This window comes from Allobosea sp. 05L423, from assembly GCF_056397745.1.
Genome location: NZ_JBFTOA010000009.1, coordinates 118,019 through 134,310, shown reverse-complemented (window position 1 = coordinate 134,310; position 16,292 = coordinate 118,019). Strand labels below are relative to the sequence as shown.

16 protein-coding genes and 3 pseudogenes are annotated in these 16,292 nt (G+C 65.9%); 6 read left to right on the top strand and 13 right to left on the bottom strand.

The window, feature by feature from the left end; genetic code table 11:
* Positions 1–11 precede the first annotated feature (11 nt).
* The 6 genes and pseudogenes from AC1DNE_RS19660 to AC1DNE_RS19635 form a co-directional block, all read right to left on the bottom strand.
* A pseudogene (locus AC1DNE_RS19660) lies at positions 12–200 on the bottom strand (gfo/Idh/MocA family oxidoreductase); the annotation flags it as partial.
* A 1-nt stretch (position 201) separates the two neighbouring features.
* A pseudogene (locus AC1DNE_RS19655) lies at positions 202–477 on the bottom strand (ATP-binding cassette domain-containing protein); the annotation flags it as partial.
* 98 nt (positions 478–575) lie between these two features.
* The gene (locus AC1DNE_RS19650) at positions 576–1,613 is read right to left on the bottom strand and encodes a LacI family DNA-binding transcriptional regulator (protein ID WP_441472710.1); all 1,038 of its coding nucleotides are present in this window, start codon (positions 1,611–1,613) and stop codon (positions 576–578) included.
* 358 nt (positions 1,614–1,971) lie between these two features.
* Complete coding sequence (locus AC1DNE_RS19645) at positions 1,972–2,157, bottom strand: hypothetical protein (RefSeq protein WP_441472711.1); 186 nt, start codon at positions 2,155–2,157, stop codon at positions 1,972–1,974.
* Positions 2,158–2,165: 8 nt separating this feature from the next.
* Entirely contained in the window at positions 2,166–3,923 is a 1,758-nt protein-coding gene (locus AC1DNE_RS19640) for a PHA/PHB synthase family protein (protein ID WP_441472712.1), read from the bottom strand.
* Positions 3,913–4,527 carry a TetR family transcriptional regulator gene (locus AC1DNE_RS19635; RefSeq protein ID WP_441472713.1) on the bottom strand — a complete coding sequence of 205 codons (615 nt, stop codon included), beginning with the start codon at positions 4,525–4,527 and terminating at the stop codon, positions 3,913–3,915. Before AC1DNE_RS19635 ends, AC1DNE_RS19640 begins: the two co-directional genes overlap by 11 nt.
* Before the next feature lie 243 nt (positions 4,528–4,770).
* Here AC1DNE_RS19635 and AC1DNE_RS19630 point away from each other — a divergent pair, with 243 nt between their 5' ends.
* The gene (locus tag AC1DNE_RS19630) at positions 4,771–4,983 is read left to right on the top strand and encodes a hypothetical protein (protein ID WP_441472714.1); all 213 of its coding nucleotides are present in this window, start codon (positions 4,771–4,773) and stop codon (positions 4,981–4,983) included.
* A gap of 147 nt (positions 4,984–5,130) precedes the next feature.
* Here AC1DNE_RS19630 and hydA read toward each other — a convergent pair whose 3' ends face one another.
* From hydA to AC1DNE_RS19600, 6 genes are all read right to left on the bottom strand, one after another.
* Positions 5,131–6,612, bottom strand: coding sequence for a dihydropyrimidinase (hydA, locus tag AC1DNE_RS19625; protein ID WP_441472715.1), 1,482 nt, complete (start codon positions 6,610–6,612; stop codon positions 5,131–5,133).
* 15 nt (positions 6,613–6,627) lie between these two features.
* On the bottom strand, positions 6,628–7,287 hold the full coding sequence (locus tag AC1DNE_RS19620; RefSeq protein WP_441472716.1) for an aspartate/glutamate racemase family protein: 660 nt from the start codon (positions 7,285–7,287) through the stop codon (positions 6,628–6,630).
* Between the two features lie 54 nt (positions 7,288–7,341).
* Positions 7,342–8,643, bottom strand: a complete 1,302-nt coding sequence (locus AC1DNE_RS19615) for a Zn-dependent hydrolase (protein ID WP_441472717.1) — start codon at positions 8,641–8,643, stop codon at positions 7,342–7,344.
* A gap of 199 nt (positions 8,644–8,842) precedes the next feature.
* A complete protein-coding gene (locus AC1DNE_RS19610) occupies positions 8,843–9,748 on the bottom strand; it encodes a LysR family transcriptional regulator (protein ID WP_441472718.1) in 906 nt (301 codons plus the stop codon).
* Positions 9,749–9,793: 45 nt separating this feature from the next.
* A complete protein-coding gene (locus AC1DNE_RS19605; protein WP_441472719.1) occupies positions 9,794–10,399 on the bottom strand; it encodes an amidohydrolase family protein in 606 nt (201 codons plus the stop codon).
* A gap of 158 nt (positions 10,400–10,557) precedes the next feature.
* Positions 10,558–11,346 carry a polysaccharide deacetylase family protein gene (locus AC1DNE_RS19600; protein WP_476766752.1) on the bottom strand — a complete coding sequence of 263 codons (789 nt, stop codon included), beginning with the start codon at positions 11,344–11,346 and terminating at the stop codon, positions 10,558–10,560.
* On the opposite strand from AC1DNE_RS19600, the pseudogene AC1DNE_RS19595 reads away from it, so the two are divergent.
* A pseudogene (locus AC1DNE_RS19595) lies at positions 11,340–11,513 on the top strand (amino acid ABC transporter substrate-binding protein); the annotation flags it as partial. The gene AC1DNE_RS19600 and the pseudogene AC1DNE_RS19595 overlap by 7 nt on opposite strands.
* 88 nt (positions 11,514–11,601) lie before the next feature.
* Here AC1DNE_RS19595 and AC1DNE_RS19590 read toward each other — a convergent pair.
* Complete coding sequence (locus AC1DNE_RS19590) at positions 11,602–12,141, bottom strand: MarR family winged helix-turn-helix transcriptional regulator (protein WP_476766753.1); 540 nt, start codon at positions 12,139–12,141, stop codon at positions 11,602–11,604.
* Between the two features lie 225 nt (positions 12,142–12,366).
* Between AC1DNE_RS19590 and AC1DNE_RS19585 the strand changes: the two genes are divergently transcribed.
* From AC1DNE_RS19585 to AC1DNE_RS19570, 4 genes are read left to right on the top strand one after another with little or no spacing between them, the layout of a single operon-like run.
* Entirely contained in the window at positions 12,367–13,392 is a 1,026-nt protein-coding gene (locus tag AC1DNE_RS19585; protein ID WP_476766754.1) for an ABC transporter substrate-binding protein, read from the top strand.
* Between the two features lie 28 nt (positions 13,393–13,420).
* Positions 13,421–14,500: an ABC transporter ATP-binding protein gene (locus AC1DNE_RS19580; protein ID WP_476766755.1), complete on the top strand. Its 1,080-nt coding sequence runs from the start codon at positions 13,421–13,423 to the stop codon at positions 14,498–14,500.
* Positions 14,497–15,348 (top strand): ABC transporter permease, encoded by an 852-nt coding sequence (locus AC1DNE_RS19575; protein WP_476766756.1) that lies wholly within the window; start codon positions 14,497–14,499, stop codon positions 15,346–15,348. Before AC1DNE_RS19580 ends, AC1DNE_RS19575 begins: the two co-directional genes overlap by 4 nt.
* Positions 15,345–16,142: an ABC transporter permease gene (locus AC1DNE_RS19570; protein WP_476766757.1), complete on the top strand. Its 798-nt coding sequence runs from the start codon at positions 15,345–15,347 to the stop codon at positions 16,140–16,142. Before AC1DNE_RS19575 ends, AC1DNE_RS19570 begins: the two co-directional genes overlap by 4 nt.
* Positions 16,143–16,292: the final 150 nt, after the last annotated feature.

Below are 16,292 nucleotides of genomic sequence, written 5' to 3'. Positions count from 1 at the left end.
GCTTGAGGTAGGCCGCGCACCACCTCGGCGCGGATGTCGTCGGCGCCGTCCCAGAGCAGGGTGCCGAGCGACCCGGTGATGCGCCAGGCGCTTTCCCAACTCGTGCGCAGCCCTTCGGCACACCAGCTGCCGCGGTAGTTGAAGATCACGCCGCCGGCCATCTCGAACACGGCGATGGCGGCGACGTCATGGGCATACCAGTACGGTCATATGCGGGTAGAGCGCGTAGGACTGGAAGACCATTGCGACGTCGCGATGCATAGGTGCGACGTCGTTGACCTTCTCTTCGCCGATGAAAATCTCGCCGCCGGAAACATCCTCGAGCCCGGCGACCATGCGCAGCAAGGTCGACTTGCCGCAGCCGGACGGCCCGACGAGTGTGATGAATTCCTTGTCAGCGACATCGAGATCGACGTCCTGGAGGATACGGAGCGATCCGAAGTCCTTGCGGACTGCGCGCATCGTGACGGAGGCCATGTCAGCCCCTCGCTGAAGCGGGGGCGTGTTCTGCTACGTCGAAAGCCATCCCTCTGTCCTCACTTGGTGTTTTCCGTCCCTGGAAACCGCGTGCCTGTTCACGGCATGTTGTCGCGGATGAAGATGTCGATGCGGATCCGCTCCTGATCCGGCATCAACGGTTCCTTCAGGCAATGCGCGAGAAGCACCCGCGCTGCCGATCGGATTTCGTGGCCGGCATCCTGGTTGATGCAGGCATCCATGGTGCCGCGCACGAGGAAGCGGCGCGTATGCGGGGTGAGCTCGTGCCCGATAAAGATCACCTCGGCGGCGCGGCCGCTTGCCTCCAATGCTGCGGCTACGCCCCGATTGCCGGCCCCCATGTTGTAGAGACCGACAAGGTCCGGCATCTGCAGAAATTCTTCGGCGATTGCCCGGTTGCGCTCGTTGTCGTCGCGTCCTTCTTGCGGAGGTTGCGCACATAGTTCCGGATATTCGCTTTCCAGCACCTGCGTGAAACCGAAGCGGCGCTCCGCGTGATCGCGCAGCGCCAGCGAGCCGGCGATCAGGCCGATGCGGCCCGTGCGGCGGGCGGCAAAGCGTCCCATCAGGGTTGCGGCGGTGCGGCCGGCGGCGGCATTGTCGATGCCGATATAGCGAAGACGATTGGCCGTCGGTGCGTCCGAGACCAGCGTGACCACCGCTTTGCCGGCCGCTGCGAGATCGTCCAGCGCGGCACGGACGCGGGGATGGTCCAGCGCGATGGTCGCGATGCCGTCATAGCGTTCGCCCAGGCTCTCCAGCAGCGTGGCAAGGATGTCTGGATCAAAGACGTCGGCTTCCCGCACATCCACGAAGGCACGCTGGCTTTCCAGCCATTTCGCGGTCTCGGCCAGCTGGCTCGACAACAGCTCCACGAAGCTCGTCCGGCTCGCGGGCAGCACGAAGCAGAAGCGCAGCGATTTGCTGCCGCGAGCGAGCCGCACGGCAGCCGGGTCAGGGCGATAGTTCAGCTTGCTGATAGCGGCCTCGACGCGCCCGATCGTGCGGTCGTGCACGCCAGGGCGGCCGTTGATGACGCGATCCACCGTGGCGAGCGAAACGCCCGCCTCTTGGGCAACGTCTTCCAGGGTCACGCGATCGAAAGAGGAATTCATGCCGGCAGCATGACCTCAGATATTGAGGTGCGCAAATCATTTTTTGAAGTGTCGCGGGTCTCGCAGATATATGTGTCGTTGCCGGCGAGGCCCCGGTGCACGGATCATGTCGAGGAGGGAGGGGAAATCGGCTGTTTCGATCGCGTTGCGCAAACGCAAGTCGATGGGTTGGAAATGCGCTGGCGATCTTACGATCGATGTCATTCTGTTTATGTTATAAAAAATTGAATTAATTATCATTTTTAATGATGATGCGCGCCCCGTTGGGCGCCGTCCGCGTACAGGACTGCGAATGCCGCGGTCTTGAGAACTCCCATGCTGACAGCGGCGATGACCCGCTCCGGATCCGAGCCGGAGCCTACCGACAAAACGTCGGGATGCCGTCGACCAGCGCGCCGCTGATCTGCCCCCGGGAGGCCATGACGGTGAGGGAGACAGCCGCGAGGAGATCGATGTCGTCGCGGCCGACAATCCGCGCCAGCGCAGCGTTGTCGCCGATGGCGAGCTCGTCGGAGGTCCGGTTCCTGGGAAGAGGCTGCTCCATTCGCGGACTCACCGTTGCAGGACGTAGCTGCCGGGGGCGTCGGCGAGAGGCGCATATCCCGTCGCCGGGGCGCCCATGGCGGGGGCGGGTACGCGCTCGGAGGTGGAGCGAGCCGCAAGCCATTCCAGCCAGGCGGTCCACCACGACCCTTCCCTGAGCTCGGCCGCGGGCAACCACTCGTCCGGGCCGCTCAGGACGTCGCCGTGATGGCGCGTCGCGATGCGGAAGCGACGGTTCGGCCGCCCCGGTTCGCTGACGATGCCGGCATTGTGGCCCCCGCTCGTCAGCACGAAGGTGACTTCGACATCCGTCAGCAGGTGGATCTTGTAGACCGAGCGCCATGGCGCGACGTGGTCGCGCTCCGTCCCCACGCAGAAGATAGGCGCGCGGATATTCTGGAGCACAGCCGGCCGGCCCGCGACCAGGAAGCGGCCGCTCGCCAGCTCGTTGTCGAGATAGAGGCGCCGCAGGTATTCCGCATGCATGCGATAGGGCATGCGGGTCGAATCCGCGTTCCAGGCCGTGATGTCGAACATCGGGCTGCGCTCGCCCATCAGGTAGTCGTGGACGACTCGCGACCAGACGAGATCGTTGGAACGCAGCAGCTGGAAGGCCCCGGCCATCTGGTCGGCGGAGAGATAGCCGCGGTTCCACATCATGCTCTCGAGGAAGTGCAACTGGCTCGGATCGATGAAGAGCGCGAGCTCGCCGGGCTCGGTGAAGTCGGTCTGGGCGGCGAGCAGCGTCAGCGAGGCCAGCCTGTCGTCGCCGGAGCGCGCCATCGCGGCGGCGGCGATCGACAGCAGGGTTCCGCCGAGGCAATAGCCGGCCGCGTGGATCTTGCGTTCCGGGACGATGGCGCCGACCGCGTCGAGCGCGGCCATCAGGCTCTCGCGGTAATCCTCCATGGCGAGGTCGCGATCCTCCGCCGTGGGATTGCGCCAGGAGACGCAGAAGACGGTGTGACCGTTCTCGACCAAAAAGCGGACCAGCGAATTCCCCGGCGACAGATCGAGGATGTAGTACTTCATGATCCAGGCGGGCACGATCAGGATCGGCTCGGCTACGACGCTCTCCGTCGCCGGCGCGTACTGGATCAGCTCGATCAGCTCGTCGCGGAAGACGACCTTGCCCGGCGTCACCGCAACATCGCGCCCGACGACGAAGTTCTCGGTGCCCACGGGCGGCTGGCCGCTCGCCTGCCGCCCGACATCCTCGATCCAGTGGCGGAAGCCCTGGACGAAATTGGCGCCGCCCGTCTCCATCGCCTTCGCCATCACCTGGGGATTGGTGAAAGGCAGGTTGGAGGGCGAGAACATGTCGAGCATCTGGCGGGCGGCGAAGGACACCACGTCTTGATGATGCGGCGTGACCCCCGGAACCTCGTGGGTGGCGTTGTGCCACCATTGCTGGCCGAGCAGGAATGCCTGAGCCCAGTAGGAATAGGGCGGCCGATGCCAGCTCTCGTCGCTGAACCGGTTATCGCCCGGCAAAGGCTCGATGCAGGCGGGCGCGTCCGGCTGCATGAGGGCCGTCGCCACATGGGCGGCGAGTCGGCTCGCCTTTCTGCCGGCCTTGTAGGTCAGCTCCATGCGCTTGCCTGGTGCCGCCGCGAGATGCAGCATCCAGTCGAAATACGCGAGCGCCAAGGCGGCGGGCGAAAGCCCCCCGGTCAGTTGCGCGCCGAGCGCCTCCCGCATCCGGTCGATCGAGTGGAAGGCTTCGAGGCCTAGGGAATCGGCGGCTGGCGTGACGTCAGGCTTCATGCCGAGCTTCCCCAGAAGACGCCAGAGCGCCGCATTTTTCACCGCCCTCGAGACACAGCCGGAGAATTTGCTCCAGCAGGCTTCGCAGCCTGTCCCGGCCGCTGCGATCAAGGCGGCCGATGGAGAGAATATCATCGAAGACTGCCAAACCGCCGAAGCATGCGAGAATCATCGCCACACGCTCCGGCTGTGCTGGTCCTAGTTTTTCGGTGAGGTGGGTCGAAAAGCGAAGGCGCACGAAATCGCGCAGAACGGGCCCCGCGCGCTCATGGCCGAGCGAGCGCACGACAATATCCATGGGATCGATGAGCCCGAGCTTCGGGTCGAGACGTGGCGCAAAGAACAACGCCGCGAGGCTGACTGCTGGATCCGGTGCATCGAGCGCCTCGTCGAAGCGGCTGTCGAAGGCAGCTTCGAGCGTGCTTGCAAATAATTCCTCTTTCGATCCGAATGAACGATGGACCAGCGCGACGTCGACTCCGGCGCTGCCGGCAATGTCGCGAAGCTTCGTACCTTCGTAGGAATGCTGCGAGAAATGCAGCATTGCGGCCTGCAAGATCCGCTCGCGCGTCCGCTGCGCAGATCGCTTCTTCGTTTCGGCCATCATCGCAGAAGCCCTAACCATTGCGCGAAGAATTCTACCAAAAGAATACCAACCGTCGTTGACTCAAATCAAGGTATCGCGAATGAAGGTGCGATCGCACGACGCGCTGGCCCCAATCTTGCGCTTCTATCGCCCGCTACGACTGTGCCGGCCCGAATTGAAACAGTGTGTATCGCGTGGGGCCATTATGAGTTCAAAGCCCGATCGTCTGCCTCTCATGAAGTGCCGCCATTCGAGCTGGCCATGAACATGACGCAGCATATCAACCCAAATCACGACCAGTGCGTCATCTTTCTCAAATGCGCCTTGCTTTGCGTTACCGAGAAAAATCCTGAAGACGAGCGTCTACGAAAGGCGATTGAGCTCGTCTTGGACGCTGCAAGCCATGTTGAGAGCGTGCCGTCTCCTTCAAATGTCGTCCAGTTCTGCCGAAGGGATGCGCGCCTCAACGACTGAACACTTCGCGCGCTTGCGTCGCGTGGGGTACGACACGCGGATGCGGCCGGTGCCGGGGTTGGACCAGTGCGCTCCGGGCCATGCAACCCTGAGCGCATTCCAGCTCAAAACGCCGGCCGCCGAAAATTGCGGCCGGCATGCTGCGTGTCAGTCGAGCAATACCGCGCCGAAATTCGAGCGCGGGTCCATATCGGCGACAAGGCGTCCGGTCGGCTCCGTCGCCCAGCCGCCCTCGCGGCGCAGCCAGCGACCGGTGCCGGGCTTCCCGTGCAGCGCGCCGTCAGCCACGACCTCCGCGCCCCTGACGAGGACACGCTCCGGCCAGCCGGTGACGCTGCGGCCGGCGAAGGGCGTGAAGCCGGTGCGGTCGTGCATCGCCTCGTCGGTGATGGTCACCGCTTTCTGCGGGTCCCAGATCGCGATGTCGGCGTCGTAGCCGGGGAGCAGGGCGCCCTTGCCGGGGAGGTTGTAGATCTTGGCCGGCGCCGTCGCCGTCAGGTCGACGAAGGCCTCGAGCCCGCGCCCGGCGAATTCCGGCCGCCCCTTCGATACCAGCGCGTCGAAAAGCAGGGGCAATCGCGTCTCCAGGCCCGGCAGGCCGTTGGCGATCTGCTTGAAGTTCGGGTTCGGGCCGGCCGAGAGCTTGCCGGTCTCGTCGAAGCGATAGGGCGCGTGGTCGGAGGAAACCGTCTGGATGTCGCCGAGCGCCAGCGCCTGCCAGAGCGCATCCTGATCCGCCTGCTCGCGCGGCGGCGGCGAGCACATCCATTTCGCGCCTTCCAGGCCGGGCTTGTCGAGATCGTGCCGGGTCAGGAAGAGATATTGCGGGCAGGTCTCTGAGAAGACCTTGAGGCCGCGACCGCGCGCATCGCGGATCGTTTGCGCTCCCTCGGCGGTCGAGACGTGGAAGATCATGACGGCCACGTCGAGCAATTCGGCGGCCGTGATCAGCCGGTTGAAGGCCTCGGCCTCCGAGCCGCGGGGATGGCTGATCGCGTGGTATTTCGGTGCGACATAGCCCTTCTCGACGAGCTTCCTGCCCATCCAGGAGATCATGCCGTGGTTCTCGGCGTGTACGCAGACCAGCGCGCGGTTCTGCCTGGCGGTCAGCAGCAAATCGAGCAGCGGCTCGTCGTCGACCTTGATCAGGTCATAGGTCATGAAGACCTTGATCGAGCCATGGCCCTCACGGATCAGCGCCGGCAGATCCTGCTGGACCGTCTTGGCGTCGGGATTGGCGACGATGAGATGGAAGGCGTAGTCGATCAGCGCGCCGCGCCGGGCGAGGGCCGAATAATCATCGACGACCTTGCGGAGATCGAGGCCGCGATGCTGGGCGGCGAAGGAGATCAGCGTCGTGTTGCCGCCGAAGGCCGCCGAAGCCGTGGCGCTCTCGAAGGTGTCGGCATTGAGCAGCCCGCCGGCCGAGACCTGCTCGACATGGGCATGGGTGTCGATGCCGCCCGGCAGGACGAGCTTGCCGCTGGCGTCGATTTCGCGGGTGCCCGGCGCGAGGCCCTGGCCGAGCGCGGCGATCTTGCCGTCCTTGATCGCGACATCGGAACGGAAGCTGCCGGTCGCGGAGCCGACCGTGCCGCCGCGAATGACCAGATCGTAGTTAGCCGTCATATGTCCTCGTCCTTCTCAGCGCACCATAATGGTGCCGATCGCCATGGCGACCGCAGCTTGCGTCGGGTCGATCACCGGTATGCCCAGCGCATCCTCCAGCGGCCGGCGATGACGCGCCATGCCGGCACAGCCCATCACGATGGCGCCGGCGCCGTCCTCGTCCCGGAGTTCGAGTCCGACCGTGATCATCCGCTGCAGCGTGCCCTCGCCGGATGCGCTTTCAGCTACAGACATTTCGAGCGGTCGCTCGCCGGCAAGCCTGTCCATCAGCTCCATCTGGCGGAGATAGCGGATATGGCGCGGGATGGAGCGCGACTTGATCGCGATGACGCCGAAGCGGTCCGCCCGCGTCAAGGCGGTGAGCACGCCGCATTCGGCGATGCCGAAGACCGGGCTCGCTGTACCCTCGCGGGCGACATGGAGGCCGGGGTCCGAATAGCAGGCGATGACGAAGGCGTCGACGCCGTTGGCAGTCTCGATCCGGCGGCGCAGGGGGAGGGCGACGCTCTCGACATGCTCCTGCGTCTCGATGCCGATCGGGCCCTCGGTCAGCGTCTCGCAGACCAGCTCCGGTCCCTCGGCGAAGGCGAGGGGCGCAAGCGCCTGCCGCAGCCCTTCGGTGACAGCTTCGTTCGAATTGGGGTTGATGACGAGGATGCGGGGGCGGCGGCTCATCGGCGGAATCCGGAGATGATGGGCAGATCGTTTAGCATGGCATTGCTCACCGGCTCAGGCGACCTCTCTCGCCACCCAGTCGGCCAGGATGGCGCAGGCGGCAAGGAAGTCGTCGATCTCCATTGCCTCCAGCGGATTGTGGCTGCCATGCTCGTTGCGCACGAACAGCATGGCGATCGGCACGCCGGCCGCGGCGAAGGCGGCGGAGTCATGGGAGGCCGGGCTGCCGAGCGGCATGGTCGCGATGCTCTGCCGGGCGGCGGCGGCTTCCAGCCCTGCGGCGATGCCGGGGTCGACCGGTCCGACGGCGGCACTGGCGCGCGTGCCGAGCTCGAAGGTCACGCGCCGGTGCGTCTCGATCTCGCGGATGGCGGCCAGCATCTTCGCCTCGACCCGTTCCAGCACGGCGGCATCGTAGGCGCGCACGTCGAGGCTGAAGGCGAAGCTGCCCGGAACCGTGGTCAGGCCGTGGACGGCCGGATCGGTATGGAAGCGGCCGAGCGTGACCGCCATCGGGAAGCCGGCGGCTTCCTCTTCCTGCCAGAGCCGGTCGAGCCGCATGGCGAATTCGGCGCCGGCCATGGCGGCGTCGCGGCGGAAGCGTCGGGGTGTCCCGACATGGTCGTGCCGCCCCAAGATGCGCGCGTTGGGGTAACGGAAATTGCCCGGTACGCCGGTGCAGATCGCGACCGGCAGGCCTGATTCCACCAGACTGGGCGCCTGCTCGATATGGACTTCGAGGAAGGCGCGGATCGCGGCGGGATCGAGATGGCGCTCACGCCGGCGGATCGCCGCGGAGTTGCCGCCGCAGGCGTCGATGCTTGCGGCGAGCGCGCGGCCATCATCGATGCGTCTGACCTCCAGCGCTCCATCAGGCAGAGTGCCGAGCGCCGAGCGGCTGCCGATATAGGAGACCTGGAACCAGACGCTCTCCTCGGCCCGCACGCCCATTGCCGTGACGTCGCAGCGCGGCTGGATGCCCAGTACGCGCAAGGTCTCGATGACGACGAGCCCGGCGATGACGCCCGCTGCGCCGTCGAAATTGCCGCCATGCGGCACGCTGTCGAGATGAGAGCCCATCAGGATGCGCGGAGCCACGGCGTCGCGGCCGGTCAGGGTGACATAGGTGTTTGCGGCGAAGTCGTGGGTGACAGTGAGCCCCCGCGCCTTGCCGTGCTCCATAAGCAGGCGGTGGCCGAAATCCTCTCCCGCGCCATAGGTGTCGCGGGTGATGCCGGGCTCGTCGCGGCTGCCGGCCGCCAGCCGTTCGAACAGAGCCTCCACCCAGCCGCGCTGCGCGGCAACGGCCGCGGCGATGGCCGTTTCGGCGTGGGGCGTCCTGGCGGTGGCCGTCATGTCGGTCCGGTCGGGTGTGGGCGCAGCCCTGTCACACGCCCGGCCTTGAAGCGGCGATGATCGAGCATGCGCGTCGTCTTATGATATTTGCCGCCGGGAGGCAGCCGGGAAACCTTGGGCCAGCCCGCGCGGCCAGACAATGGCGCTGTCTATGCGGATTTCCGGGGTGACATTCGCGCGTTGAATAGTACGGGCGTGTTCAGCCCTGCCCGAGCTTGGCGGCCGTTTCGGCGGCGATCAGCCTGACCTCGCGCAGGAAGGCGTCGGCTGCGCGCGAGATCGGCCGCTTGCGTGAGCGCACGACCGAAGCCATCACCTCGGAGGCGGGGGAGAAGGGGCGGATGGCCAGGTCGTAATGGCCGCTGAAGACGGGAGAAAGGGGGTCGACCACGGCGACGCCGACACCGTTTTCCGCGAGCACGCAGGCCGTGTTGCAGTAGCGGACCTCGACCGAAAAGCGGAACGGCACATCGGCCTGGGCGAAGGCCCGGCGGACGATGGTGCCCATGCGGGTTCCCTGTTCGAGGGCGATATAGGGCACCTCCCGCAGGTCGTCCGGCGTGATCGTCGGTTTCGAGGCCAGGGGATGGTCGGGGCGCATGACGCAGACCATGCTGCCGGTGAAGAACGTCTCGGCATCGAGCCCGCGATCGTCATCCAGCCCCATGACGAAGCCGAGCTCAGCGGTTCCGTTCTCGACGCTCTCCAGGACATGCTCGAAGCGCCGGACGTCGAAGGACACCCGCACCTTCGGACGCTTGGCGAGGTAGTTGCGCAGCGCCGCGGGCAGGACGCCGTAGCCCAGCGGGGGCGTCGCGATGATGCGGATATGGCCGGCCCGGTTCTCCTTGATGTCCTGCACCCGGGCCTCGAAGGCTGCGTGCAGGGCGAAGATCGGCTCGGAATCCTTGTAGAGCGAACGTGCCTCGGCCGTCGGGAACAGGCGGTTGTTGACGCGCTCGAACAGCGGGAAGCCGACCTGGCTTTCGAGATGCTTGATCGCGTTGCTGACCGCGGGCTGCGACAGCCCCAGCTCCTGCGCGGCGCGAACCGTCGTCTCGCAGCGGACGACGGCCCGCAGAAGCTCGATCTGGCGGAGGTTCATATGATCGCCCCGAATAGAGTGTGCTCACACTATTCGTTCAGCAAATCATAAGCCAGCCTCCGGTCCGTCATTGCGAGCGCGGCGAAGCGATCCAGGGGGACTGGATTCAAGCGTTCGACCCAGTCCCCCTGGATTGTTTGGTTGCTTAGCTCCTCGACCGTGTAGCCGTTGCGGGTGAACCAGCGGCCGTTGCGGTACATCGGCGCCATCACCATGCGCAGCCCGCTCGCCGCCGCGCGGTCTGAGCCAGCCATCGCTCGGGAAGGAGAGGTCGACCAGCGTGGTGACGCCCGACATCAGCAGCTCCGACCAGGCGACGTGGTTGAGATGCGGGATGCCCTCGGCATCGGCGCGGAACAGCCAGAGGAATTCGTAGAGCGAGGAATTGTAGAGCTTCGGCGTGCCGACCTCGTCGGTCATGCCCTTGTTGCCGGGCTCGCTCGACGGGTGGGAGTGGATGTCGACGAGGCCGGGCATGACCATGAAGCCCCTGCCGTCGATCTCGCGCGTAACCTCGCCCGTGTAGCCTTCGCCGAGATGCAGGATGCCGCTCGCGTCGAAGACCACATCGAGATTGCGGCGATAGACATGGTCGTCGGCGGCCGGATCATAGGCGATGACGATGTCGGCGTTGCGGATGCGGGTGGTCATGGCTGGGTTGCCTGCTCGCTGAATTCTCGACCTCGGGTCATCCCGGACAAGCGGCGAAGCCGCGCTGATCCGGGATCCATGCCTGAACCGTTCCGGCATGGATCCCGGGTCTCCGCTTCCCTTCGCCCGGGATGATGGCGGAGCGTCGATGGCTGGATTCAGCCCGCCGCCTTTTCCTGCGCGAGGAAATGCTCGGCGATTTCCTTGCCGGTGGCGATCCAGACGTCGCCATAGCCGCGGGCGCGGGCGAGGAAGTCACGCATGATGCCGATCCGCATCGGGCGCCCCGAAACCTGCGGGTGCATCACCATGGAGACGAGGCCGCCCCATTCGCGCGTCTGGCCGAGTTCGTCGTTCCAGATCGACAGGACATGCTCCTTCGGGAACATCGGGCGTGGGCTGAAGCGCTGCGACAGGCCGTAGAGCCAGTCGTCGAAGGACATGTTGACCGGCAGCTCGACAGGGCCCTTCGAGCCGTCGCGCAGCGTGTGCCGATAGGGGCGGATGTCGTCGCGGAAGGAGGAGGAATAGACGATGCCCTTCTCGCGGAGATAGCCGAGCAGCTCGTCGTAGTTCTCGCCCGAAGGCGCCCGGTACCCGACCGGTGTCACGCCGAGGATGCGCTTGAAGATGTCGAGCGTCTTGTCGATCTCCTCCTTGTCGGCGGCGAAGTCGCCGGGCTCGGGGCGCTTGTGCGAATAGCCGTGATGGCCGACCTCGTGCCCGTCCTTGACGATGGCCTCGCACATTCGGGGATGGACCTCGACCACCCAGCCCGGAATGAAGAAGGTCGCCTTGATCTCGACCGAGCGCAGGTATTCGAGGATCTTGGGGACGCCGACGCGCTCCTCGTAGCCGCCGAAAGAAAGCGTCACCAGCCGGTCGGTGTTCTTGGCGTCGTATTGCAGCCAGGCCGTCTCGGCATCGACGTCGAAGGCCGGGAACACCGCGAGGGCTGGATAACGACTGGGCCTATCGCATCATCAAGACGGCGGGAAATTACGGCGAGGTTTTCGAGCGCAATCTCGGGCAGCAGTCGCCGCTCAAGATCGCGCGCGGACAGAACGCGCTGTGGATGAATGGCGGCCTGCAATACGCGCCGCCGATCCGCTGAGCCGCCTGCATCTGACGGAAGTCTCCGTCGCGCGGGCTGACTCACGGAGCACTTGCTGTGCGAGCGGGGCCGGCTGCTGCCGCCCCGCTCAGCGGTTCGCCAGCATCATCTTGCCGAGGGCGCCCGCCACCAGCGCCTGCTCGCTCGGCGGCAGCATGGCGACGAGGCGTCGCTCCGTCTCGGCATGGTCCCGCATGGCCGGTTCGACCAGAAGGCGGCCTTGTTCGGTGAGTTCGACGATGACGCCGCGGCCGTCGCTCTCATCGGCCATGCGGCGGATATGGCCCGTTTTCTCCAGACGGCGGAGCAGGTTCGAAAGCCCGCCGGAGGTCAGGATCAGCGTATCGAGCAAGGCCTTGGGCGACATGCGGTAGGGCGGGCCCTGCACGCGCAGCGTCGCAAGCACGGCGAAGGCCGGGTATTTCAGCCTATGGCGCGCGAGGCTGCGGTTGATCGCAGTCTGAAACACCTCGTTGAGATGGAGGAGCCGGCCGACGATCCCCTTTCCGGAGCAGTCGATTTCCGGGAATTCGCGCCGCCAGCGCTGCATGCCCGCGCCGACGCGGTCGTTCTGCCAGAGCGCATCGGGCGTCTCGAAAGTCAGGTTTCGCGCTGCCTCGTTGCGCATTCAGATCCTCCAGAACAGCCCTTTCCGACCACGGCGGAGCGCGCGATGCAAGCATGCGACGTCGCGACTGCCAGCTCAAGATATCTTTCATTTATCTTTCTTGAAAGACAAATCGAGCCATGTCATGCTCCCGTCCGGCCGATGGGAGGGGAATTCCGTCGACCGAAGGAAAGCGCGCCGACAGCGGTGCACAGCGCCACCGGCAACAGACGGGAACAAGCAATCATGCGTCAGATGTTTCGTCATGCGACTGCCATCGCCGCCCTCGGCGTCGCACTCGCCTCGAATGCCAAGGCCGAGGAACTTGTCGTGGGCGCCTTCGGCGGTTCCTTCGCCGACAACGTCAAGGCCTGTCACGTCGCGGCCTTCGAGAAGGCGACGGGCGCGACAGTCTCGTTGAAGCTCGGCAACTCCTCGCAATTCGCTGCGGCCTTGCGCGCCACCGCCGGCAAGCCGGACATGGACATCGTCTATATCGACAACTCGCTGGCGGCGCAGACCGCCAACGAGAAGCTCAATGAGACGATCGACCGCAAGAAGCTGAAGAACGCCGCCGATGTGATCCCGACCGCCTGGGGCAAGGACGACAACTACGTCGTCGCCATGGTGAGCGCGACCACGCTCGTCTACAACCCGAAGCTGGTGAAGACGCCGCCGACCTCCTGGCTCGACCTCGCCGACCCGGCCTATGCCGGCAAATACGCTATCGGCGATATCAGCGGCACGGCGGGCCTGCAGTTCCTGCTCGCGCTGAACAAGCTCAAGGGCGGCACCCTCGACAACATCGACCCCGGCATTGCCGCGATCAAGCCGATCGCGAAGGGCTCGGCCGTGCTCTACACCCAGGCCGACCAGCTCCTGTCGCTGTTCGAGCGCGAGGAGATCGCCATCGCGCCCTGGTACCCGGATCGCGCCGGCGTCGCGATCGACAAGGGGCTCTCGCTCGCCGTTGCCTACCCGAAGGAGGGCGCGGTCGGCATCCTGCCGGCGGTGATCATCCCGAAAGGCTCGGCCAAGACCGAGCTCGCCTACAAGTTCCTCGATCAGATCCTTTCGGCCGAGGGTCAGGGCTGCTTCTCGGAGCGTGCCTATATCGGCGCGGTGAACAGCAAGGTTCAGCTCTCGGACAAGCTCAAGAAGATCGTTCCGAATGGCGAGAGCCTGGAGAAGGCCTGGTTCGTCGATCCGGAAGTGATCGCCAAGAACAGCGCGACCTGGACGCGCCGCTGGCAGCGCGAAGTCGCGCGCTGAGCCACGCTTCACCGGGAGAGGATGGGCGATGGGTTCGCTGACCTTCGAGGGGCTGGGAAAGTCCTATGGCGAGGTCGAAGTCGTCAGGGACGCGTCCCTGACGATCGCCGAGGGCGAATTCGTCTCGCTGCTCGGCCCTTCCGGCTGCGGCAAGACCACGATTCTGCGCATGGTTGCGGGGCTGGTCGAGCCGAGCCGCGGGCGCATCCTGATCGGCCGCGACGACGTTACGGCCCTGCCGCCCAACAAGCGCGGGCTCGGCCTCGTCTTCCAGTCCTATGCCCTGTTTCCGCATATGACCGTGTTCGAGAACGTCGCCTTTGGCCTGCGCCGTCGCAAGATCGCCGGCGCCGAGCTCGACAAGCGCGTCAGGGAAGCGCTCGGCATGGTCCGGCTCGCCGCCCTCAGTGAGCGCTATCCACGCCAGCTCTCCGGTGGCCAGCAGCAGCGCGTTGCCATCGCCCGCGCGCTGGCGCCGCATCCGCGCGTGCTGCTCTTCGACGAGCCGCTGTCCAATCTCGATGCGCAATTGCGCGACGAGATGCAGATCGAATTGAAGCGACTGCAGCGCAGTCTCGGCATCACCACGCTCTTCGTCACCCATGATCAGGGCGAGGCGCTATCGATGTCGGACCGCGTCGGCGTGATGGCCAAGGGCGTGATGCAGCAATTCGCGACCCCGGAAGATATCTATCACCGCCCGGCGACCGGCTTCGTCGCGAGCTTCATCGGCAAGCCGAACCGCTTCGCCGGCTCCGTCGCGATGAGGGAGGCGGCTGGCGGGCGTCTTGCCGTTGGCGGCGTCGCGATTCCCGCGGCGCGCATCGACCAGCCGGCCGGCGCGAAGGTCGATGTCGTCATCCGGCAGGAGGCGGTGGCGATTCGCGGCGGCTTGGCCCGGCCCGGCGAGATCGCCGGCGAGGTGGTGCTGCGCTCCTTCAGCGGGGCGCGGGTGCAATACGTCGTTCGCTTGGCCGAGGGCGTCGAGATCGTCGCCGAGACCGCATCGCATGGACCGGAGGCGGCTTTGGCTACAGGCGCGCCCGTCGCGCTCGCCATCGACCCGGCTGCCGTCTTCGCGATGCCGCCCGAAGGCTCCACGCCATGATGTCGCGGCGGCAAGGGCTCCTGCTGATCGCGCCGCTGCTGCTGGTGCTGGCGGGGTTCTTCCTCGTGCCGGTGCTGATGCTGCTGCCGATGAGCTTCGGCGTCTACGAGCCCGGAGCCGGCCTCATCAAAGGTGCCTGGACGCTCGAGAACTACACGCGGATCATCACCGACGAGTATTATCGCGAGGTCGTCTGGCGCACGCTGGGCTTAGGCCTGTCCGTCACGCTGATCTGCCTGCTGCTCGGCTATCCGCTGGCCTATCTGATCGCACGCGGCCCCGAGCGCTGGCGCGTTCCGCTAATCCTGCTCGTCATCTTCCCGATGCTGCTCAATCTCGTGGTGCGCTCCTTCGGCTGGATCGCACTGCTCGCCAATCGCGGCCTCATCAACAATCTGCTGATGCAGCTCGGCCTGATCGGCGCGCCGGTGAAGCTGCTGTTCAACTTCATCGGCCTCTTCATCGGGCTCACGCATATCTACCTGCCCTTCATGGTGCTGATGCTGGTCGCCGCGATCCGCAACGTCCCGCGCGACGTCGAAGCCGCGGCGGCGACCCTCGGCTCCAGCCGCGCCCATGTCTTCATGGCGGTGACGCTGCCGCTCTCGGCGCCCGGCATCCTCGCCGGCTCGATCCTCGTCTTCGTGCTGACCATCAGCGCGCTGGTGACGCCGCGCATGCTGGGCGGGCCGACCTATCAGGTGATGGCGACGCTGATCTACGACGAGTACATGCAGCTTCTCGACTGGCCGAGCGGCTCGGCGCTCTCCTTCGCGCTGACCTTCATGGCGGTGGCGATCATCTGGCTGTCGAGCCGGCTGACCAAACGCTGGGCGGGCATGGCATGAGCGAAGCTGCCGAAAACCGCCCCGGCTGGGGGCTGACGGCCACGGCCTTCGCGGTCGTCGCCTTCCTGCAATTGCCGGTGATCGTCGTCGTGCTGGCGGCGTTCTCGACGACCTCCTACCTGACCATCCCGCCGCAGGGGCTGACGCTCGCCTGGTTCGGCAAGGTGCTGAGCGACCCGGCCTACCTCTCCGCCATCCGCATGAGCCTGATCCTGGCCTGCGGCTCGACGCTGATCTCGCTCTTGCTCGGCGTCGCGGCGGCCTATGCGCTGTTCCGCAAGGTTCTGCCGGGTTCGGAGGCGATCACCTCGTTCCTCATGGCACCGCTCGTGATGCCTGCGGTGGTCGTCGGCGTCGCGCTGCTGCAGTTCTACAGCATGAGCGGCCTGCGCGGTTCGCTCGTCGGCCTGCTGATGGCCCATGTCGTCATCACCGTGCCCTATGTCGTGCGCTCGGCGCTGGCGAGCCTGTCGGGTCTCGACCTTGCCGTCGAGGAGGCCGCGCGCGTGCTCGGCGCGAGCGGTTTCGAGGCCTTCCGCCTCGTCACGCTGCCGCTGATCGCGCCGGGGCTGGTGGCAGGCGCGCTGTTCTCCTTCATCACCTCGCTCGACAACGTGCCGGTCACGATCTTCCTGATCAGCGCCAGCCAGACGACGCTGCCGGTGCTGATCTTCTCCTCGGTGGAAATGGGCATCGATCCCAGTGTCGCCGCCGTCTCGACGCTGCTCATCCTCGCCACCGGCATCGTGCTTCTCCTTGCCGAGCGCCGCTTCGGCTTCCACCGCTTCGTGTGACGGCGATGGATCGACCAAACCGTCATTGCGAGGAGGCGCTGCTGACGAAGCAATCCAGGGGGACTTGGCGAGGCGTCCAACCCAGTCCCCCTGGATTGCTTCGCTGCGCTCGCAATGACGCACCAGCTCCGACCGCCCGCGTTTCCTTTC

Coding starts and splice junctions, on each gene's coding strand:
- AC1DNE_RS19650 (WP_441472710.1), bottom strand. CDS start 1,613: ATGAATTCCTCTTTCGATCGCGTGACCCTGGAAGACGTTGCCCAAGAG.
- AC1DNE_RS19645 (WP_441472711.1), bottom strand. CDS start 2,157: ATGGAGCAGCCTCTTCCCAGGAACCGGACCTCCGACGAGCTCGCCATC.
- AC1DNE_RS19640 (WP_441472712.1), bottom strand. CDS start 3,923: ATGAAGCCTGACGTCACGCCAGCCGCCGATTCCCTAGGCCTCGAAGCC.
- AC1DNE_RS19635 (WP_441472713.1), bottom strand. CDS start 4,527: ATGGCCGAAACGAAGAAGCGATCTGCGCAGCGGACGCGCGAGCGGATC.
- AC1DNE_RS19630 (WP_441472714.1), top strand. CDS start 4,771: ATGAACATGACGCAGCATATCAACCCAAATCACGACCAGTGCGTCATC.
- hydA (WP_441472715.1), bottom strand. CDS start 6,612: ATGACGGCTAACTACGATCTGGTCATTCGCGGCGGCACGGTCGGCTCC.
- AC1DNE_RS19620 (WP_441472716.1), bottom strand. CDS start 7,287: ATGAGCCGCCGCCCCCGCATCCTCGTCATCAACCCCAATTCGAACGAA.
- AC1DNE_RS19615 (WP_441472717.1), bottom strand. CDS start 8,643: ATGACGGCCACCGCCAGGACGCCCCACGCCGAAACGGCCATCGCCGCG.
- AC1DNE_RS19610 (WP_441472718.1), bottom strand. CDS start 9,748: ATGAACCTCCGCCAGATCGAGCTTCTGCGGGCCGTCGTCCGCTGCGAG.
- AC1DNE_RS19605 (WP_441472719.1), bottom strand. CDS start 10,399: ATGACCACCCGCATCCGCAACGCCGACATCGTCATCGCCTATGATCCG.
- AC1DNE_RS19590 (WP_476766753.1), bottom strand. CDS start 12,141: ATGCGCAACGAGGCAGCGCGAAACCTGACTTTCGAGACGCCCGATGCG.
- AC1DNE_RS19585 (WP_476766754.1), top strand. CDS start 12,367: ATGCGTCAGATGTTTCGTCATGCGACTGCCATCGCCGCCCTCGGCGTC.
- AC1DNE_RS19580 (WP_476766755.1), top strand. CDS start 13,421: ATGGGTTCGCTGACCTTCGAGGGGCTGGGAAAGTCCTATGGCGAGGTC.
- AC1DNE_RS19575 (WP_476766756.1), top strand. CDS start 14,497: ATGATGTCGCGGCGGCAAGGGCTCCTGCTGATCGCGCCGCTGCTGCTG.
- AC1DNE_RS19570 (WP_476766757.1), top strand. CDS start 15,345: ATGAGCGAAGCTGCCGAAAACCGCCCCGGCTGGGGGCTGACGGCCACG.